Raw genomic sequence first — 18,578 nt, forward strand, 5'->3', positions numbered from 1 at the left:
ACCCCTCACCCGAGTGAGTCTGTGTCTGCCGGCTTCGCGGCCCTTTCCCACAAGGGGAGAGGGCACAGCAATGGGCGTCGCGTTTGATCCCGTCGGCCTGCCGCGCTCGCGCCCCCAACTTTCCCAATCGCACGAATTTCGTCATCGCACGATTTTGCGCATTCGCACGGCGATCTGCGGTGATCGACGACGCGCGCGACGAAAATTCGTCAAAAAATGACGATTATCATATCAAATAGCCTAAAACGCGTGGTGCGATCGCCGCACAAATTCGTGAACGTCATGGCCTGACGCTTCCTCTGCGCAGATATGCATTGCTGCGAATTTGAAAGCTTCATCGTTTCGCATCGGTATGATTAGGTTCGTGCGAAAATTCGCCGAGCTGATCGCCGGACAAGGGGATGCATATGGCTACAACTCTCACCATCAACGGCGAAACGAAATCCTTCGACGCGCCACCCGAAATGCCCTTGCTGTGGGTGCTGCGCGACATTCTCGGGATGACCGGCACCAAGTTCGGCTGCGGCATCGCGCAATGCGGCGCTTGCACGGTGCATGTCGACGGCAAGGCGGTGCGCTCCTGCGTGCTGCCGGTGAGCGCGGTCGCGAACCGCGCCATCACCACCATCGAGCATGTCGGCAGCACGCCTGCGGGCGCGAAGGTGCAGAAGGCCTGGCTCGAGGCCGAAGTGATCCAGTGCGGCTATTGCCAGTCCGGCCAGATCATGGCGGCCGCCGCATTGCTGGCGACAACGCCAAATCCCGATGATTCCGACATCGACGCCGCGATGGCCGGCAACATCTGCCGCTGCGGCACCTATGTCCGCATCCGCGAGGCCATCAAGCTGGCCGCCAACGGCAAGCAGGCGTGAGGTCCACCATGAATGCACACGACACCGTCTCCCGCCGTTCGCTTCTGACTGGCAGCCTCGCCACCGGCTTCCTGCTCGCCTTCCACCTGCCGCTGCGCGCCGCCGTCAACGAACCGGTGCAGCCGAAGGATACGACCGACGGCAAGTTCGCGCCCAACGCCTTCATCCGGATCGACGAGACCGGCCGCACCTTGCTGATGATGCCGCAGGTCGAGATGGGTCAGGGCACCTACACGTCCATCTCGGCTGTGATCGCCGAAGAGCTGGATGCCGACTGGAGCAAGGTCGAGGTGCAGCACGCCCCGCCCAACGACAAGCTCTACGGCAACCCGACCTTCGGGCTGCAAGTCACCGGCAATTCCAACTCGATCCGCGCCTGGTGGCTGCCGCTGCGCAAGGCCGGCGCCACCGCGCGTGCGATGCTGGTGCAGGCCGCGGCCAGCCAATGGGGCGTCGAACCAGCCAGCTGCACCGCGTCGAATGGCGAGGTCGCGCATGCCGCCAGCGGCCGCAAGCTCAGCTACGGCGCGCTCGCGCTTGCAGCCCAGGGCGAGACGCCGCCCAAGGACGTCGCCATCAAGGATCCCAAGGATTTCGTCCTCATTTGCCAGCCGTTGAAGCGGCTCGACACGCCTGACAAGGTCAACGGCAAGGCGCTCTACGGCATCGACGCGATCCTGCCCGGCATGAAGATCGCAGCAATCGCCAATTGCCCTGTGTTCGGCGGCAAGGTCAGCAAGGTCGACGACAGCGCCGCGATGAAAGTCGCGGGCGTGCGCAAGGTCGTCGTGCTCGACGACGCGGTCGGCGTGATCGGCGATCACATGTGGGCGGCCAAGAAAGGCCTCGAAGCGCTCAAGATCGAGTGGAACGAGGGGCCGAACGCCAAAATCACCACCAAGGACATCTGGGACGACCTGCGCAAGGCCAGCCAAAAGGATGGCGCGGTCGCCAAGTCCGACGGCGACATCGCCAAGGCGCTCGCCAGCGGCGACAGGTTCGAGGCGGCCTACGAGCTGCCGTTCCTGGCGCATGCCTCGATGGAGCCGATCAACGCCACAGTCCACGTCAGGCCGGATGCCTGCGAGATCTGGACCGGCACGCAGATCATGACCCGCGTGCAGTCGAAAGCGGCGAAGGCCGCCGGTGTTCCGGTCGACAAGGTGATCGTCAACCAGCATCTGCTCGGCGGCGGCTTTGGCCGCAAGCTCGAGCCGGACATGGTCGTCGCGGCGGTGAAAATTGCCAAGCAGGTCGACTATCCCGTGAAGGTGATATGGACCCGCGAGGAGGACATCCAGCACGACGTCTACCGTCCGGTCTATCGCGACCAGATCACGGCATCACTGGTCGACGGCAAGATCACGGGCTGGAAGTACAAGGTCGCGGGCTCTGCGGTGCTGGCGCGCTGGCTGCCGCCGGCGTTCCAGAAGGGCATCGATATCGACGCGATCGATGCCGCAGTGGACGCGCCATACGACTTCCCCAACTTCCACGTCGAATATGTCCGCGCCGAGCCGCTGTCGGTGCCGACCGGCTTCTGGCGCGGCGTCGGCCCGAACAACAACGTGTTCGCGGTCGAATGCGCGATGGACGAGCTCGCACGCAAGGCGGGCAAGGACCCGATCGAGTTCCGCAAGTCCATGCTGACCAAGAATCCGCGCATGCTCGCAGTCCTCGACCTGGTCGCGGAGAAATCCGGCTGGAGTCAGACACTGCCGCCGCGCGTCGGCCGCGGCGTCTGCGTGCAGCCGTCATTCGCAAGCTTCATCGCGACCGTGGTCGAAGCGGAGATCGACGAGTTCGGCGAGATCGTGCTCCGCCGCGTCACCTCGGTGGTCGACACCGGCATCGCGGTCAACCCCGATACGGTGAAGGCTCAGATTGAGGGCGGCCTCATCTTCGGCCTCACCGCCGCGCTCTATGGCGAGATCACCATCGACAAGGGCCGCGTGCAGCAGTCGAACTTCCACGACTACCGCATGATGCGCATCAACGAGACGCCGAAGGTCGAGGTCACTGTCGTGAAGAGCGGCGAGGCGCCGGGCGGCATCGGAGAAGCCGGCGTCAATGCCGGACCACCGGCGCTGCGTAACGCGATTTACGCCGCAACCGGCGTGGCGCTGCGGCGCCTGCCCATCGATCGGAAACTGCTGGCGGCGGGGAAGAAGGCATGAGCGGCAAGATGCGTATCCTCGCGAGCCTCGTCGTCATCGCCATCGCCGCGGTGGCGCTCAGCGTCTTCGTCATCCGCGGACCCGGCCCGCTCGACTTCGCGGGCGGCACCAAGGTGGCGCTGGCGGATTACCGCGCCGGCAAGCCGACCGGCGTGCCGGCCAAGCTGGAGAAAGCGAGCCTCGTCGAACGCGGCGAATATCTCGCCAAGGCGGCCGACTGCATGGTCTGCCACACCAAGCCGGGCGAGAAGGACTATTCCGGCGGTCTCGCCTTCAAGCTTCCGTTCGGCACGCTCTATTCCACCAACATCACGCCGGACAAGGACACGGGCATCGGCAATTACAGCGACCAGGATTTTCTGAGCGCGGTCCAGCACGGCAAGCGCCGTGACGGCGCGCGGCTCTACCCGGCGATGCCGTACACGTCCTACACTTTCATGACCGACGAGGACGTGCTGGCGGTGAAGGCCTATCTGTTTAGCCTGCCCGCAGTGCGCGCCAAGGCGCCGGACAACACGCTGTCGTTCCCGTTCAACCAGCGCTGGGCGATGATCGTCTGGTCGGCCGTGTTCAATCCGGATACGCGCTTTGCGCCCGATAGCTCGAAGAGCCCGGAATGGAATCGTGGCGCGTATCTGGCCGAAGCGCTGACGCATTGCGGCGAATGCCACACGCCGCGCAATCTCGGCTTCGCACTTGATAACCGCAAGAAATTCGCCGGCGCGATCACCGCGGGCTGGCGCGCCTTCAACATCTCCTCCGACAAGACGACGGGTCTCGGCAACTGGAGCGACCAGGATCTGATCTCCTATCTTTCGCTCGGCCACGCACCTAGCCACGGTTCGGCCTCGGGTCCGATGGGCGAAGCGGTCGACCACAGTTTTAGCCAGTTCGCGCCGGAGGACATCCGCTCCATCGTTGCTTATCTGCGCAGCGTGCCGCCGCAGCCCTCGCCTGACCTTCCCGCTACCACGGCGCCGGGCGCGCCGGCCTCGCATCGCGACGGCATCACCGCCGACGCGCGCGGCAAGAAAGTATTCGCCAGCGCCTGCGCCAGCTGCCACGGCTGGAGCGGCGAGAGCCCGGTGTCGCCGATGGCGACGCTGACCGGCACCTGGGCCGTCAACGACCCCGCGGCCATCAACGTCGCGCAAATCGTGATCTCCGGCACCAAGCGCCACACGCCTGACGGTGCGCTGTCGATGCCGGCGTTCGGCAACGCGTATACCGACGACGAGATCGCGGCGGTGGCGAACTACGTGACGGCACGGTTCGGCGCGAAGGGCTCGAAGCTGACGGCGAAGGATGTGGCGGAGCTGCGGGAGCAGACGGCGAAGTAGTGCTTCCGCGAATGACGCTGCACCCTCTCCGCTTGTGGGAGAGGGTGGCTTCGCGAAGCGAAGCCGGGTGAGGGGTGCTCTCTGCGGGCGAGCCTCTCGCAGTCGAATTCGCTGATACAACCCCTCATCCGGCGCTTCGCGCCACCTTCTCCCACAAGGGGAGAAGGGGCAGCGGTGTATGCCGCTCGAAAATTCAACTCAACCAAAACTTCGGCGTCGCCGGCTCCAGCCTTCCACCCATGCGCACCGGCGCGACCTTGAGCGCGAGGCCCGTTGCGTCGTCCGTCTCCACCGCAACGCCGCTGAGGGTCGCAACGCCCGCGGCCGGCTCGAAGCGGCCTGATGGAATTCCCGAGGTGAACCGGCGCAGCGGTTCTTCCTTCTGCATGCCGATGATGGAGTCGTAGTCGCCGGTCATGCCGGCATCGGTCATGTAGGCGGTGCCACCGGTGAGGATCTGATGGTCGGCGGTCGGCACATGCGTATGCGTGCCGACGACGAGGCTGGCGCGGCCGTCGCAGAAGAAGCCCATGGCCTGCTTCTCGCTTGAAGCCTCGCAATGGAAGTCGACGACAATGGCATCCGCGGCAACGCCGAGCGGGCAGGCCCCTAACTCGCGCTCGAGCGCTGCGAAGGGATCGTCGAACGGGGTCATGAAGACACGGCCCAAAGCGTTGACGACGAGCGCGTGCTTGCCGTTCTTGGTCTCGACCAGAGCGGCGCCGCGGCCGGGCGTGCCGCGCGGATAGTTTGCGGGACGCACCAGGCGGTCGGCGCGCTCGATGAACACCAGCGCTTCGCGCTGGTCCCAGGAATGATTGCCGAGCGTCACCGCGTCGGCGCCGGCCTCGAGCAATTCGTGGTAGATCGCTTCGGTGATGCCGAACCCGCCGGCCGAATTCTCACCGTTGACGACGACGAAATCGAGGGACCAGTCCTTGACCATGCCGGGCAGATATTCGGCAACGGCAGTGCGCCCGCTACGGCCGACGACATCACCCACGAAGAGAATGCGCAACTTCAGAACTCCGGAAAATCGAACACGTCCGATTCCGTTAGCACATAATCCAGCGCCACGTCGTGGGATAGTGCCGGAACCGCCTCGATCTCCTGCGCGGCAAAAGCAAGCCCGATGCCGACGATGTGCTTGGCTTTACGCAAATGCGCGAAGGTGAAATCGTAATGCCCCGCGCCATAGCCGATGCGATGGCCAAGGCGATCGAAGGCCGCGAGCGGCGTCAGCATGATGTCGGGGATCACTTCGGCCGCTGCCGGCGACGGCTCGGGGATGCCGAGCGGGCCAAGCGTCAGCCGATCATTCGGATGGAAGAGGCGGAAGATCAGCGCCTGGCCGCGCGCGGTGACGCAGGGCAGCGCCAGCTTTGCGCCCTCCTCCGCGAGCTTCTTCAACAGCGGCATCGGATCGATCTCGCTGCGGATCGGCGAATAGCCGGAGACGATGCTGCCCGGCAGCAGCGCGAACGGCAGCCCGCGCTTGGCGAGTTTTGCGGCGGCAGCCGCGCGCTTCTTCTCGCTCAGCGCATCGCGCTTGGCGAGGGCTTTGGCGCGGAGCTCGGCTTTGGAGTTGGACATGCGCTTTGGTCCCCCACGTCATCACCCGCGATGCGGGTGATCCAGTATTCCAGAGACGCCAATGCTTAGACCTCGACGCCGCGGCGTACTGGATGCCCCGGTCAAGCCGGGGCATGACACCGAGCTTGATTGAACCGCAAGCGTGTCGGGAACGCAATTCGACAGGCACGAACCAGAAGGAAGAAACAGTGCGAAGCCGCGGACGCCGTTGAAGCACTCGATCCCGGAGTTCCCTACGAAAGTAGGTGGGCACCATATGTCCGAGCCCACGGGCCCGGCCAGGGACAGTTCCCTAAAGGATCGATAAGGCCCCGGGGATATATGGCTCCTGACGCGCGTCGCAGCCTCGCTGGGGCAATGTAACAACGATACTGACGAATCGCCAGTGCGACGAGCTGGCCACTTGCTTACCTTCCCCTGGGGGGCGAGGGCCGTGACGCGTGGAGCGAAGCGTAGTGCGGCGCGGGGTGGGGTGATTTCTCCACTCGAACAATGCCCGTGTGGAGAGATCACCCCACCCCGCTCGCGCTACGCGCGATCGACCCTCCCCCTCCAGGGGAGGGTAAGGCCCGCAGCCTCATCGAATCCGACAAACTGATCGCGTCTTCCGAAGAGGCTCAGCCGATCGCGATGCCGCCGCCGACGGTGCGGTTCAGGACCTGGGTCGATTTCTCGATGCGCTCGGCGGCGGCGTTCAGCGCGTTCACCACTGCGGTCTGCGTCATCCTCGCGCGCTCGACGGCGGCATTGCGGAAATCCCGGAGCTCGTTCAGCTCCTGCTCCATGGTGCGGATGCGGTTGCCGGCATCGACCAATTCGTCGCAAGCGGTGAGCGCGGCCATCACGGTGAGGCGCGCATCGCCGATCTCGCCGAATTTTCCGCGCAGCGATTGGATCCGCGTCTCCAGGCTCTCGGCGAGCTTGAGCAGCCGCACCTCCTGGCCTTCCTCGCAGGCCATGCGGTACTGCCGGCCATTGATGGTGACGTTGATGTGGCTCATCCGTCCTCTCCGGTATCGAGCACCGAGCGTATCGTGACGATCGCGGAATCCAGCCGGTCGGAAATCTCGCGATTGGTGCGCTCGAGCTTGCGCGCTTTCACCAGCGCGCCGTCGAGCTCGTCGGCAAGCCGTGAGCGGTCGGCGCCGAGCGCCTGGATGCGCGCAGCGAGCTCGTTCTCGTCGCGATCGGCATCGCGCCGCCGCTCCACCGCGCTTTCAAGCGCGTCGAGCGCCGCCGTCAGCCTGCGGGTCGCGATCTCGATCTCGACGGCCGAGGACTCGGTCATGGCAGAGCTGTTGGAAACGCGATCGTTCATGCAGTCAGCGGCGGAACCTGGCGGCCTTTACCCAGTGGCCTTTCCCTGGAGCTTGCCGTCCGGCAAAAGACTCGGTTCGGCAAGCGGTTAGAAGCAGAAATTTACGTGGCAAGCTAGCCAAGCGCAACGCCGCCGCGAAACTATGCACCGATCTTGCAGGCACGAGCCCCCGCGGCAGCGCCCCGCGCTTGTGGCGAGCAAAGCCGGGCCGCCACTTTGCGCTAACGCGGCCCTTCGGGTCCGGGGCCTGCATGACGCAACTTTTGCGGCCAAACCGGCGTTTGATTGCCTTGGACTTCCGAAACTGAGGTGCTATCCCAGCCCCGACCTTACGCGGCCGCGAGGCCCCCTCCCCGCGCGGGCGTACACCGCCAAGCGCCTCATTCCAGACGGATTTTACACAATGACGCAGGTCGACCACACCCGCATGGCCAACGCGATCCGCGGCCTTTCGATGGACGCTGTCGAGAAGGCGAAATCGGGCCATCCCGGCCTGCCCATGGGTGCCGCCGACATCGCCACGGTGCTGTTCACGCAGTTCCTGAAATACGATGCGTCCACGCCGTCCTGGCCGGACCGCGACCGCTTCGTGCTCTCGGCCGGCCACGGCTCGATGCTGCTCTATTCGCTGCTGTATCTCACCGGCAATTCCGAAATGACGCTGCACCAGATCAAGCAGTTCCGCCAGGTCGATTCGCTCACGCCCGGACATCCGGAGAACTTCCGCACCAACGGCATCGAGACCACCACCGGCCCGCTCGGCCAGGGCATCTCGACCGCAGTCGGCATGGCGCTCGCCGAGAAGATGCTGGCCGCCGAGTTCGGCAAGAAGATCGTCGACCACCACACCTATGTGCTCGCCTCCGACGGCGACCTGATGGAGGGCGTATCGCAGGAAGCGATCGCGATGGCCGGGCACTGGAAGCTGGGCAAGCTGATCGTGCTCTACGACGACAACGGCATCTCGATCGACGGCCCGACCTCGATCGCCGATTCCGTCGACCAGGTGAAGCGCTTCAAGTCGGCAGGATGGGCCGCCGAGAAGATCGACGGCCATGATCAGGCCGCCATCACTGAGGCCATCACGCGCGCGAAGAAGTCGAACAAGCCGACGCTGATCGCCTGCCGAACCACCATCGGCTTCGGCGCCCCGCACAAGGCCGGCACGTCGAAGGCGCATGGCGAGGCGCTCGGCGCCGACGAGCTCAAGGCCGCCAAGGAAAATCTCGGCATCTCGCTCGAGCCGTTCTCGGTGCCCGAGGACGTGCTGAAGGCCTGGCGCGCAGCGGGCAGCCGCGGCGCTTCGGCCAGGCAGGAATGGGAGGCGCGGCTCGCTGAGCTCGGCAGCCGCAAGCGCGCCGAGTTCGAGCGCCGCCTGCGCCACGAGCGGCCGGCTTCGCTCGCCAAGGCGGTGCGCGCCTACAAGAAGGAGCTGCTGGAGAAGCCGATGACGGCGGCGACGCGCAAGTCGTCGGAAGCCGTGATCGAAGTGATTGCCGGCGCGATGCCGATGGAATTTTTGGCCGGCTCGGCCGATCTCACCGGCTCCAACAACAACAAGACGAAGTCGGCGACCGCCTTCTCGGCCAAGACTCCGAAGGGCCGCTTCATCCATTACGGCATCCGCGAGCACGGCATGTGCGCGGCGATGAACGGCATCTTCCTGCATGGCGGCTTCGCACCGAACGGTGCGACCTTCCTGGTGTTCACCGACTATGCACGGCCCGCGATGCGCCTGGCCGCACTGATGGGCGCCGGCGTCGTCTACGTGATGACGCATGACTCCATCGGCCTCGGCGAAGACGGTCCGACCCACCAGCCGGTCGAGCATCTCGCCGCGCTTCGCGCCATGCCGAACATGCGCGTGTTCCGCCCCTGCGATGCCATCGAGGTCGCCGAGTGCTGGGAGCTCGCGCTCAACCGCGTCGACGGCCCGACCGTGCTGGCGCTGACGCGGCAGAACCTGCCGCAGCTCCGCACCACCGCGCCGAATGATAACCCTTGCGCCGCCGGCGCCTACGAGCTGGTGGCCGCGCAAGGCGAAGCCAAGGCGACGCTGTTCGCCTCCGGCTCCGAGGTCGAGATCGCGGTCGCCGCCCAGAAGCAGCTCGCCGAGCGCGGCATTGCGTCACGGGTGGTCTCGGTGCCCTCGCTCGAGCTGTTGTTAGCGCAACCAGAGGCCAAGCGTGCCGAGATCATCGGCAACGCGCCGGTGAAGGTCGCGATCGAGGCCGCCGTGCGCTGGGGCTGGGATGCCGTGATCGGCCAGGATGGTGAATTTGTCGGCATGCATTCCTTCGGCGAAAGCGGCCCGGCGAAGGACCTTTTCAAGCATTTCGGCATTACCGCCGAGGCTGCGGTTAACGCTGTGCTGAAGCGCGTTTCCTGAGAGTTGAGCTTGCCAAAAAAAAGGACTACCTAACTCCTCATATGATCAAGCACCGTCCGGCCGAACCGGGCGTCCGTCTAAAAACCCTCGCAGGCGCGCACACCGCGCGTTGTGTGGGACGATGGGGTTATTGAACAGCCGTCACTGAACGGTCATTGAAGGAGACGAAACATGGCAGTCCGCGTCGGAATTAACGGATTTGGCCGCATCGGCCGCAACGTGCTGCGGGCCATCGCCGAGTCCGGCCGCAAGGACATCGAGGTCGTCGGGATCAACGATCTCGGTCCGGTCGAGACCAACGCCCATCTTCTTCGCTTCGACAGCGTCCATGGCCGCTTCCCCGGCACCGTCACCGTCGACGGCGACTCGATCAGCCTCGGCGGCGGCAAGATCAAGGTGACCGCCGAGCGCGATCCCTCGAAGCTGCCCTGGAAGGATCTCGGCGTCGACATCGCGCTGGAATGCACCGGCATCTTCACGTCGAAGGACAAGGCCTCCGCGCATCTGACCGCCGGCGCCAAGCGCGTGCTGGTCTCCGCTCCCGCCGACGGCGCCGACGCCACCATCGTGTACGGCGTCAACCACGAGACCCTGACCAAGGATCACCTGGTCGTCTCCAACGGAAGCTGCACCACCAACTGCCTCGCGCCGGTCGCCAAGGTGCTGAACGATCTCGTCGGCATCGAGACCGGCTTCATGACCACGATCCACGCCTATACCGGCGACCAGCCGACGCTCGACACGCTGCACAAGGATCTCTACCGCGGCCGTGCGGCTGCGATGTCGATGATCCCGACCTCGACCGGCGCCGCCAAGGCGATCGGACTGGTGCTGCCGGAGCTGAAGGGCAAGCTCGACGGCGTCGCGATCCGCGTGCCGACCCCGAACGTCTCGGTCGTCGACCTCAAGATCGTGGCCAAGCGCGCCACCGACGCCAAGGAAGTCAACGCCGCGATGAAGCGCGCCAGCGAGCAGCAGCTCAAGGGCATCCTCGGCTACACCAATGCGCCGAACGTCTCGATCGACTTCAACCACGACCCGCACTCCTCGACCTTCCATGAGGACCAGACCAAGGTGCAGAACGGCACGCTGGTGCGCGTGATGTCCTGGTACGACAACGAGTGGGGCTTCTCCAACCGCATGGCGGACACCGCCGTCGCGATGGCGAAGGTGATCTAAGCGTTACTCTCGCGTCCCGGACGCGGCGCAGCGTGTCTTCACGGTGCGCCGCAGAGCCGGGACCCATGTCCCGCGTAGGTCCCGGTTCTGCAGCGCACCGCTTCGCGCTGCGCAGCGCCCGGGACAAGAGAGCCTGAGATGACCAACAAATTCCGCACCCTCGACGACGTCGACGTGAAGGGCAAGCGCGTGCTGCTGCGCGTCGATCTCAACGTGCCCATGGACAACGGGCGCGTCACCGACGCGACCCGGCTCGAGCGCGTCGCGCCGACCATCACGGAGCTTTCAGACAAGGGAGCTAAGGTCATCCTGCTCGCGCATTTCGGCCGGCCCAAGGGACGCGATCCCAAGGAGTCGCTCAAGCCCGTTGCGGAGGCGCTGTCGAAAATCGTGAAGAGGCCCGTTGGCTTCGCCGACGACTGCATCGGCGAGCCCGCGGCAACGGCTGTGGCCGCCCTGAAGGACGGCGACATCCTGTGCCTGGAAAACACCCGCTTCCACAAGGAAGAGGAAAAGAACGACCCCGCCTTCGTCGCGGAATTGGCCAAGCTCGGCGACATCTGGGTCAGTGACGCATTCTCGGCCGCGCACCGCGCCCATGCCTCGACCGAAGGCCTCGGCCACAAGCTGCCGGCCTATGCCGGCCGCACCATGCAGGCCGAGCTCGATGCGCTGGAGAAGGCGCTGGGCTCGCCGACCAAGCCTGTCATCGCCATCATCGGCGGCGCCAAGGTGTCGACCAAGATCGACCTGCTCGAAAATCTCGTGACCAAGGTCGACGCGCTGGTGATCGGCGGCGGCATGGCCAACACCTTCCTGCACGCCCAGGGCGTCGCGGTCGGCAAGTCGCTGGCCGAGAAGGATCTCACGCCGACGGCGCTGCGCATCATGGAGAAGGCGGAAGCCGCCAACTGCGCCATCATCCTCCCCGTCGACGCCACGGTCGCCTACCATTTCGCGGCCAACGCGCCCTCGCATGCCTACGGCCTCGACGCGATCCCGGCCGACGGCATGATCCTCGACGTCGGGCCGCAATCGGTCGCGCGCGTCCATGCGGCGATCGACGACGCGGCGACGCTGGTCTGGAACGGACCGCTCGGGGCCTTCGAGATGCAGCCGTTCGACCGCGGCACCGTCGCGGCGGCCAAGCATGCGGCCGAGCGCACCAAGGCCAAGAAGCTGATCTCGATCGCGGGTGGCGGCGACACGGTTGCCGCGCTCAACCAGGCCCACGTGGCCGGCGACTTCACCTATGTCTCGACCGCCGGTGGCGCGTTCCTTGAATGGATGGAAGGCAAGCCCCTGCCCGGCGTCGAAGTTCTGCGCACCAAGTAGTTGGAACGGCAAGCAAGAAGCGGCCCTTTAGGCCCAAACGGAGAGAAAGACAGATGGCTCGGATCACGTTGCGTCAATTGCTCGACCATGCGGCTGAGAACGATTACGGCGTACCGGCCTTCAACATCAACAACATGGAGCAGGCGCTGGCGATCATGGACGCCGCCAACCAGGTCGACGCGCCCGTCATCATCCAGGCCTCGCGCGGGGCGCGTTCCTACGCCAACGACGTCATGCTCAAGCACATGATGGACGCGGTGACCGAGATCTATCCGCACATCCCGGTCTGCGTGCATCTCGACCACGGCAACGAGCCCGCGACCTGCATGACCGCGATCCAGGCCGGCTTCACCTCGGTGATGATGGACGGCTCGCTCAAGGCCGACGGCAAGACCCCCGGCGACTGGGGCTACAATGTCGGCGTCACCAAGACCGTGACCGACATGGCCCATCTCGGCGGCATCTCGGTCGAGGGTGAGCTCGGCGTGCTCGGCTCGCTCGAGACCGGCATGGGCGACAAGGAAGACGGCCACGGCGCCGAGGGCAAGCTCAGCCACGACCAGCTGCTGACCAATCCGGACGAGGCCGTGAAGTTCGTCCAGGAGACCAAGGTCGACGCGCTGGCGATCGCGATGGGGACTTCTCACGGTGCTTATAAATTTACCCGCAAGCCCGACGGCGACATCCTCGCCATGAACGTGATCGAGGAGATCCACCGCAAGCTGCCGAACACGCATCTGGTCATGCACGGCTCCTCCTCGGTGCCGCAGGACCTCCAGGACATCATCAACGCCTATGGCGGCAAGATGAAGCCGACCTGGGGTGTGCCTGTGGCCGAGATCCAGCGCGGCATCAAGAATGGCGTGCGCAAGATCAACATCGACACCGACAACCGCATGGCGATGACCGGCCAGATCCGGAAAGTGCTGAAGGACAACCCGGAGGAGTTCGACCCGCGCAAGTACCTGAAGCCGGCGATGGAAGCCATGACCAAGCTGTGCAAGCAGCGCCTCCAGGAGTTCAACACCGCCGGCCAGGCCTCCAAGATCAAGAAGGTGCTGACCACGGCCGAGATGGCCAAGCGCTACGCCAAGGGCGAGCTGGACCCCCGCGTCGCGTAAGTGGCGGCATGATCCCTCCCTCTCCCCGTTCTTTCGGGGAGAGGGTCGGGGTGAGGGGCTCTCTCCGCGAGTTGTGGCCTTTCGATGGACCTGTACCTCCTCACCCGGATCGCAACGGCGATCCGACCTCTCCCTGCAAGCGGGGCGAGGTAACAGCACCTCCCCCCTTTACCCTGCGACCAACGTTAACTCGGCAATTGCCCGAGAACGGTCTATTTTCACGGGCAAGGGCAGAATCGTTTTGGGAGGACCTCTCGATGAATCTGACTGAACTCAACAGGATCGCGACCGCCATGGTCGCCCCGGGCAAGGGCATCCTTGCCGCCGACGAATCCTCCGGCACCATCAAGAAGCGTTTTGATGCGATCGGCGTGGAATCGACGGAGACCAACCGCCGTGACTATCGCGAGATGCTGTTTCGCTCCAGGGACGCCATGAGCCAGTACATCTCCGGCGTGATCCTCTATGACGAGACGATCTGGCAGGATGCCAAGGACGGCACGCCCCTGGTCAAGCTGATCGAACAGAGCGGCGCCATCCCCGGGATCAAGGTCGACGAGGGTACGCAAGCCTTGCCGATGTGTCCGGGCGAGCTCGTCACCGTCGGGCTCGACAAGCTCGCCGAGCGGCTGAAGAAGTACTACGAGCGCGGCGCGCGCTTTGCCAAATGGCGCGCGGTGATCGACATCGGCAGCGGCATTCCCTCGATGACCGCGATCAGCGTCAACGCCCATGCGTTGGCGCGCTATGCGGCGCTGTGCCAGGCCGCGCAGATCGTGCCGATCGTCGAGCCCGAGGTGCTGATGGACGGCGACCACGACATCGATCGCTGCTATGAGGTGACGAGCCGCGTGCTCAACAAGACGTTCCAGGAATTGCGCGTGCAGCGCGTCGCGCTCGAAGGCATGGTGCTGAAGCCGAACATGGCGATCTCCGGCAAGAAGTGCACGAAGCAGGCTTCCGTCGAGGAGGTCGCGGAAAAGACGATCCGGCTGCTGAAGGCCTGCGTGCCGGCCGCGGTGCCGGGCATCGCCTTCCTCTCCGGCGGCCAGTCCGACGAGGAGGCAACCGCCCACCTCAACGCCATGCACAAGCTCGGTCCGCTGCCCTGGGGCCTGACCTTCTCCTACGGCCGCGCGCTGCAGGCCGCGCCGCAGAAGGCCTGGGCGGGCAAGGCCGAGAATGTCGCCGCCGGGCAAGCTGCGTTCAGCCATCGCGCGCGGATGAACGGTCTCGCCTCCAAGGGCGAATGGCAAAGCAGCCTGGAAAAGAAGGCAGCCTAGATCTTGTCGAACAAACCGCCTCCGCCGCGCCCGGCGCCGCGTCTCTATCTCGCGACGCCCGTTGTCGATGATCCGGCTGCGCTCGCTGCCGGGCTGCCGGACCTGCTCGCCTCCGCGGACGTCGCCGCCGTGCTGCTGCGGCTGAAGGAGACCGACCAGCGCACGATGATCTCGCGCGTCAAGGCGCTGGCGCCGCCGGTGCAGAAGGCGGGCACGGCACTGCTCGTCGACGGTCATCCCGACATCGTCGCGCGCGGCGGCGCCGACGGGGCGCATCTCACCGGCCTCGCCGCACTGGAGGAGGCCGCGCCCTCACTCAAGCCGGATCGCATCGCCGGCGTCGGCGGGCTTGTCACGCGCCACGATTCCATGAGCGCGGGCGAGATGGGGGCCGACTATGTGCTGTTCGGCGAGCCCGACGCGAAGGGACAGCGGCCCTCGGCCCAAGCCATCGCGGAGCGGCTTGACTGGTGGGCCGAACTGTTCGAGCCGCCCTGCGTCGGCTTTGCCACCTCTCTGCAGGAAGCCTACGATTTCGCCGCCAGCGGCGCCGATTTCGTGCTGGTCGGCGACTTCATCTGGGCCGATCCGCGCGGCCCCAAGGCCGCGCTGATCGAGGCCGATGCTGCGATCAAGAAGGCCCATGCCACGGCGCCTGCGGGACAGGAGCACGGCTAGCGCCCTGACATGAAGCTCCCGCGCATCACCATCCTTGTCACGCTGCTGCTGACAGCGCCGGCGGCCGCACAGCTGCAGATCACACCACCGGCGACGGTCCCGAGCCCGCCCGCCGAGAAGCAGAAGCCCAAGCCGCCGCCCGCCGCCAAGAAGAAGGAGGCCGCGCCGGCGCCGAAACCGTCGGCCTCACCCAAGCCGGCCGCCTCGCCAAAGCCGCAGCTGCCCGCGACCGTGATCCCCGCGCCGCCCGCCGACACGCCCGGCGTCGATCTGGTGTTCGGCGCCTATCAACGCGGCCAGTACAAGACCGCGTTCGATCTCGCCACTGCGCGCGCCGCGGCCGGCGATCCCAAGGCGATGACCATGCTCGGCGAGCTCTATTCCAACGCCGTGGGCATCCGCCGCGACTACGCCAAGGCGGTCGAATGGTACAAGCGCGCCGCGGATGCCGGCGACCGCGAGGCGATGTTCGCGCTCGCGATGCTGCGGATGTCCGGCCGCGGCGGTGCGGTCGACAAGGCCGAGGCGGTCAAGCTGATGGCCTCCGCCGCCAAGCTCGGCGAGCCCAAGGCGGCCTACAATCTCGCGCTGCTCTATCTCGACGGCCAGACCCTGCCGCAGGACGTGAAGCGTTCCGCCGAGCTCTTGCGCCAGGCCGCGGACGCCGGCCTGCCCGAGGCGCAATACGCGCTCGCGACCTTCTACAAGGAAGGCACCGGGGTGCCGAAGGACCCCGAGCGCGCGGTGCGGCTGCTTCAGGCCGCCTCGCTCGCCGACAATGTTGATGCCGAGGTCGAATATGCCATCGCCATGTTCAACGGCACCGGCACGCCGAAGAACCAGCCCGCTGCCGTCGCGTTGCTTCGCAAGGCCTCCCGCCAAGGCAGCGCGATCGCGCAGAATCGCCTGGCCTGGGTGCTGATCAACGGCATGGGCGCGCCCGTGGACAAGGTTGAGGGCTTCAAATGGCATCTGGTGGCGAAGACCGGCGGCAAGGGCGATCCGGAGCTCGACAAGCAGCTCTCCGACCTGCCGGCCGAGGACCGAGCCAAGGCGGAGGCCGCCGCCAAGAAATGGCTCGGGACGAAATGACCTGACGCAATGACTTGACCTGAGGCCCCCCGCAGGGCACCCAGTCCCTCAATCAGGCGCGCTTTCGCGCCCTTTCCCCCGACAAGACCAGAGCTCATGCTGTATTCCGCAACTATCAACGTCATGGTCAAAGCCGCGCGCCGCGCCGGCCGCAGCCTCAAGCGCGATCTCGGCGAGATCGAGCATCTCCAGGTCTCGCTGAAGGGGCCGGCCAATTTCGTCTCGCTCGCCGACAAGCGCGCAGAAGAAATCCTCTACCAGGATCTCGCCAAGGCGCGGCCCGGCTACGGCTTCATCGGCGAGGAAGGCGGCACGCGCGAGGGCACCGACAAGAGCCACACCTGGATCGTCGACCCGCTCGACGGCACCACCAACTTCCTGCACGGCATTCCGCAATTTGCGATCTCGATCGGCCTTGCGCGCGAGGGGATGGTCATCGCCGGCGTGATCTACAATCCCGCCAATGACGAGCTCTACATCGCCGAGCGCGGTAAGGGCGCCTTCCTCAACGACCAGCGCCTGCGGGTGGCCGGCCGCCGCCAGCTCAACGAATGCGTGGTGGCCTGCGGCCTGCCCCATATCGGCCGCGGCGATCACGAGGAATTCCGCCGCGAGATGACCGCGATACAGGACCGCGTCGCGGGCCTGCGCCGCTTCGGCGCCGCCGCCCTCGACCTCGCCTTCGTCGCCGCCGGTCGCCTCGACGGCTACTGGGAGCGCAATCTGCAATCCTGGGATATCGCCGCCGGCATGCTGATGGTGCGCGAAGCGGGTGGAACGGTGAGCGACATCGCGACCCCGGGCGACCCGCTGCTGACGGGGCACGTCGTGTGCGGCAACGAGTTCGTGCACGGGGAGCTGGTCAAGATTTTGCGGAAGGTGGCGTAAGGCGAAGCCCGAGCTTCACACTCCGCCGTCATCACCCGCGAAAGCGGGTGATCCAGTACTCCGTGGCGTCTCGGTCCAATCACAATCGCCGCGGCGTACTGGGATGCCCCGCTTTCGCGGGGCATGACAGTGTGCCTTACGACTTCACCAGCGCCAGGCGGTACCGCAACGACTAAGAGTCGTCATCGTCGGATTCCTCGTCGCGATATTCACCGCCGAGGGTCAGGCCCTCGATCGTCGTGGCGCCTTTCGGCTTGATCACCCGGCGAAGCGGGACCGAACTCTCGCTTCGCAAGGCCTCCATCAACTGTTCGGAATGCGTGACAATCCAGATGTCCGCGCGGCGTGATGCCTTGGCGACCAGCCGCGCCAATGGCGCCAGCAGCGACGGATGCAGGCTGGTCTCAGGCTCGTTCAGCGCGATGAAGGGCGGCAGCCGATAGCCCATGAACACTGCGAGCAGGCAAATGTATTTCAGCGTCCCGTCGGATAGTTCATGCGCCCGGAACGGCCGCGGCATATCCTCCAGTTGCAGGTCGAAATCGCACAGGCCGCCCTGCTCCCAGGCGCGGAGTTCGGCGCCCGGGAACGCATCCTGGATTGCGTCCTGCAATTCGGTGGCGTCTTGCCTGATCGTATAAAGCGTCGCCAGGGCCGCGGCCAGGTCGCCTCCATCGGCACTGAGCGAGGGCGTTGTGATTGCCAGACACGGCTTTCGGATCGGCGACGCCGGATCGGTGCGAAAGTCGTGATAGAAGCGCCAGCCCAGCATCGCGTTTCTGATCAGATCGATCTCGGGACATTGCTTGCCATCGTAAAATCCCGCAAGCGCCGGCTCGGACGGCAGCACCGCATCCTTGTGGCTGCTCCATGCGCCGCTATCGTCGCGGACGCTCACGAGCGAATTCTTCCGCTCCATGAGGCGAACCGTTCGCTTGCCCTCAGTCGCCTCGATGCTTTCTTCCTTGATCATCGGCTCGCCGGCAAATGCCGCCGCAATCGGGCTGGGGAATCCGATCTCAATGGAATATTTCAGGCGATCGAATCTGGCGGACAATCGCAGCCGTCCATCCTCGCCGCGTCTGCGGACGCCGGACCAGCAGACTGAATTCAATCCGCCTTCGTCTGCGATCGTGCGCGTGATCCGCCCCGTTGCCGCGTCGCGCAACAGCGACAGGGACTTGTAAAGGTTGGATTTGCCGACACCGTTCTCGCCTACGAACACTGACAAGGGGTGGATGGGTATGGAGAGCCGCCTGATAGAGCGATAGTTCGAGATCGCAATGTCGGTCAAACGCATCACATGTTCTCAA

At 65.5% G+C, this 18,578-nt stretch carries 17 protein-coding genes and 1 other RNA gene; 12 read left to right on the top strand and 6 right to left on the bottom strand.

The genetic code is table 11. The annotated features are described in order from the left end of the window. The first annotated feature begins 70 nt into the window (after positions 1–70). From ACVWY3_RS26270 to ACVWY3_RS26285, 4 genes are all read left to right on the top strand, one after another. Positions 71–220 (top strand): hypothetical protein, encoded by a 150-nt coding sequence (locus tag ACVWY3_RS26270; protein ID WP_456841049.1) that lies wholly within the window; start codon positions 71–73, stop codon positions 218–220. A gap of 187 nt (positions 221–407) precedes the next feature. Continuing rightward, complete coding sequence (locus ACVWY3_RS26275; RefSeq protein WP_456841050.1) at positions 408–872, top strand: (2Fe-2S)-binding protein; 465 nt, start codon at positions 408–410, stop codon at positions 870–872. Between the two features lie 8 nt (positions 873–880). After that, entirely contained in the window at positions 881–3,049 is a 2,169-nt protein-coding gene (locus ACVWY3_RS26280) for a molybdopterin cofactor-binding domain-containing protein (protein WP_456841051.1), read from the top strand. Beyond that, positions 3,046–4,389 (top strand): c-type cytochrome, encoded by a 1,344-nt coding sequence (locus tag ACVWY3_RS26285; protein WP_456841052.1) that lies wholly within the window; start codon positions 3,046–3,048, stop codon positions 4,387–4,389. The genes ACVWY3_RS26280 and ACVWY3_RS26285 overlap by 4 nt, the downstream gene beginning before the upstream one ends. A 193-nt stretch (positions 4,390–4,582) precedes the next feature. Here ACVWY3_RS26285 and ACVWY3_RS26290 read toward each other — a convergent pair whose 3' ends face one another. The 5 genes from ACVWY3_RS26290 to ACVWY3_RS26310 form a co-directional block, all read right to left on the bottom strand. Beyond that, positions 4,583–5,407 carry a TIGR00282 family metallophosphoesterase gene (locus ACVWY3_RS26290; RefSeq protein WP_456841053.1) on the bottom strand — a complete coding sequence of 275 codons (825 nt, stop codon included), beginning with the start codon at positions 5,405–5,407 and terminating at the stop codon, positions 4,583–4,585. Positions 5,408–5,409: 2 nt separating this feature from the next. Then, entirely contained in the window at positions 5,410–5,982 is a 573-nt protein-coding gene (locus ACVWY3_RS26295; RefSeq protein WP_456841054.1) for a 5-formyltetrahydrofolate cyclo-ligase, read from the bottom strand. 189 nt (positions 5,983–6,171) lie between these two features. Further along, positions 6,172–6,332, bottom strand: a non-coding RNA gene (gene ssrS / locus ACVWY3_RS26300) — 6S RNA. Positions 6,333–6,599: 267 nt separating this feature from the next. Beyond that, on the bottom strand, positions 6,600–6,983 hold the full coding sequence (locus ACVWY3_RS26305) for a cell division protein ZapA (protein WP_027553871.1): 384 nt from the start codon (positions 6,981–6,983) through the stop codon (positions 6,600–6,602). Further along, complete coding sequence (locus ACVWY3_RS26310; protein WP_014439722.1) at positions 6,980–7,300, bottom strand: DUF4164 domain-containing protein; 321 nt, start codon at positions 7,298–7,300, stop codon at positions 6,980–6,982. Before ACVWY3_RS26310 ends, ACVWY3_RS26305 begins: the two co-directional genes overlap by 4 nt. Positions 7,301–7,703: 403 nt before the next feature. Between ACVWY3_RS26310 and tkt the strand changes: the two genes are divergently transcribed. From tkt to ACVWY3_RS26350, 8 genes are all read left to right on the top strand, one after another. Continuing rightward, positions 7,704–9,689, top strand: coding sequence for a transketolase (gene tkt / locus ACVWY3_RS26315; protein ID WP_456841055.1), 1,986 nt, complete (start codon positions 7,704–7,706; stop codon positions 9,687–9,689). A gap of 171 nt (positions 9,690–9,860) precedes the next feature. Beyond that, on the top strand, positions 9,861–10,868 hold the full coding sequence (gene gap / locus ACVWY3_RS26320; protein ID WP_456841056.1) for a type I glyceraldehyde-3-phosphate dehydrogenase: 1,008 nt from the start codon (positions 9,861–9,863) through the stop codon (positions 10,866–10,868). 138 nt (positions 10,869–11,006) lie between these two features. Beyond that, the gene (locus tag ACVWY3_RS26325; RefSeq protein WP_456841057.1) at positions 11,007–12,203 is read left to right on the top strand and encodes a phosphoglycerate kinase; all 1,197 of its coding nucleotides are present in this window, start codon (positions 11,007–11,009) and stop codon (positions 12,201–12,203) included. A gap of 53 nt (positions 12,204–12,256) precedes the next feature. Continuing rightward, entirely contained in the window at positions 12,257–13,324 is a 1,068-nt protein-coding gene (gene fba / locus ACVWY3_RS26330) for a class II fructose-bisphosphate aldolase (protein ID WP_035998315.1), read from the top strand. A gap of 257 nt (positions 13,325–13,581) precedes the next feature. Then, positions 13,582–14,607, top strand: coding sequence for a class I fructose-bisphosphate aldolase (locus ACVWY3_RS26335; RefSeq protein ID WP_456841058.1), 1,026 nt, complete (start codon positions 13,582–13,584; stop codon positions 14,605–14,607). A gap of 3 nt (positions 14,608–14,610) precedes the next feature. Continuing rightward, complete coding sequence (locus tag ACVWY3_RS26340; protein ID WP_456841059.1) at positions 14,611–15,285, top strand: thiamine phosphate synthase; 675 nt, start codon at positions 14,611–14,613, stop codon at positions 15,283–15,285. Between the two features lie 9 nt (positions 15,286–15,294). Next, positions 15,295–16,377 (top strand): tetratricopeptide repeat protein, encoded by a 1,083-nt coding sequence (locus tag ACVWY3_RS26345; protein WP_456841060.1) that lies wholly within the window; start codon positions 15,295–15,297, stop codon positions 16,375–16,377. 96 nt (positions 16,378–16,473) lie between these two features. Next, entirely contained in the window at positions 16,474–17,265 is a 792-nt protein-coding gene (locus ACVWY3_RS26350; protein ID WP_456841061.1) for an inositol monophosphatase family protein, read from the top strand. A 172-nt stretch (positions 17,266–17,437) separates the two neighbouring features. On the opposite strand, the gene ACVWY3_RS26355 is transcribed toward ACVWY3_RS26350, so the two are convergent. After that, a complete protein-coding gene (locus tag ACVWY3_RS26355) occupies positions 17,438–18,565 on the bottom strand; it encodes an AAA family ATPase (RefSeq protein WP_456841062.1) in 1,128 nt (375 codons plus the stop codon). Positions 18,566–18,578: the final 13 nt, after the last annotated feature.

This window comes from Bradyrhizobium sp. USDA 4486 (assembly GCF_054057995.1).

Bases quoted from the DNA above. Each gene is read 5' to 3' on its own strand.
- ACVWY3_RS26270 (WP_456841049.1), top strand. From the start codon at position 71: ATGGGCGTCGCGTTTGATCCCGTCGGCCTGCCGCGCTCGCGCCCCCAA.
- ACVWY3_RS26275 (WP_456841050.1), top strand. From the start codon at position 408: ATGGCTACAACTCTCACCATCAACGGCGAAACGAAATCCTTCGACGCG.
- ACVWY3_RS26280 (WP_456841051.1), top strand. From the start codon at position 881: ATGAATGCACACGACACCGTCTCCCGCCGTTCGCTTCTGACTGGCAGC.
- ACVWY3_RS26285 (WP_456841052.1), top strand. From the start codon at position 3,046: ATGAGCGGCAAGATGCGTATCCTCGCGAGCCTCGTCGTCATCGCCATC.
- ACVWY3_RS26295 (WP_456841054.1), bottom strand. From the start codon at position 5,982: ATGTCCAACTCCAAAGCCGAGCTCCGCGCCAAAGCCCTCGCCAAGCGC.
- ACVWY3_RS26305 (WP_027553871.1), bottom strand. From the start codon at position 6,983: ATGAGCCACATCAACGTCACCATCAATGGCCGGCAGTACCGCATGGCC.
- ACVWY3_RS26310 (WP_014439722.1), bottom strand. From the start codon at position 7,300: ATGAACGATCGCGTTTCCAACAGCTCTGCCATGACCGAGTCCTCGGCC.
- tkt (WP_456841055.1), top strand. From the start codon at position 7,704: ATGACGCAGGTCGACCACACCCGCATGGCCAACGCGATCCGCGGCCTT.
- gap (WP_456841056.1), top strand. From the start codon at position 9,861: ATGGCAGTCCGCGTCGGAATTAACGGATTTGGCCGCATCGGCCGCAAC.
- ACVWY3_RS26325 (WP_456841057.1), top strand. From the start codon at position 11,007: ATGACCAACAAATTCCGCACCCTCGACGACGTCGACGTGAAGGGCAAG.
- fba (WP_035998315.1), top strand. From the start codon at position 12,257: ATGGCTCGGATCACGTTGCGTCAATTGCTCGACCATGCGGCTGAGAAC.
- ACVWY3_RS26335 (WP_456841058.1), top strand. From the start codon at position 13,582: ATGAATCTGACTGAACTCAACAGGATCGCGACCGCCATGGTCGCCCCG.
- ACVWY3_RS26345 (WP_456841060.1), top strand. From the start codon at position 15,295: ATGAAGCTCCCGCGCATCACCATCCTTGTCACGCTGCTGCTGACAGCG.
- ACVWY3_RS26350 (WP_456841061.1), top strand. From the start codon at position 16,474: ATGCTGTATTCCGCAACTATCAACGTCATGGTCAAAGCCGCGCGCCGC.
- ACVWY3_RS26355 (WP_456841062.1), bottom strand. From the start codon at position 18,565: ATGCGTTTGACCGACATTGCGATCTCGAACTATCGCTCTATCAGGCGG.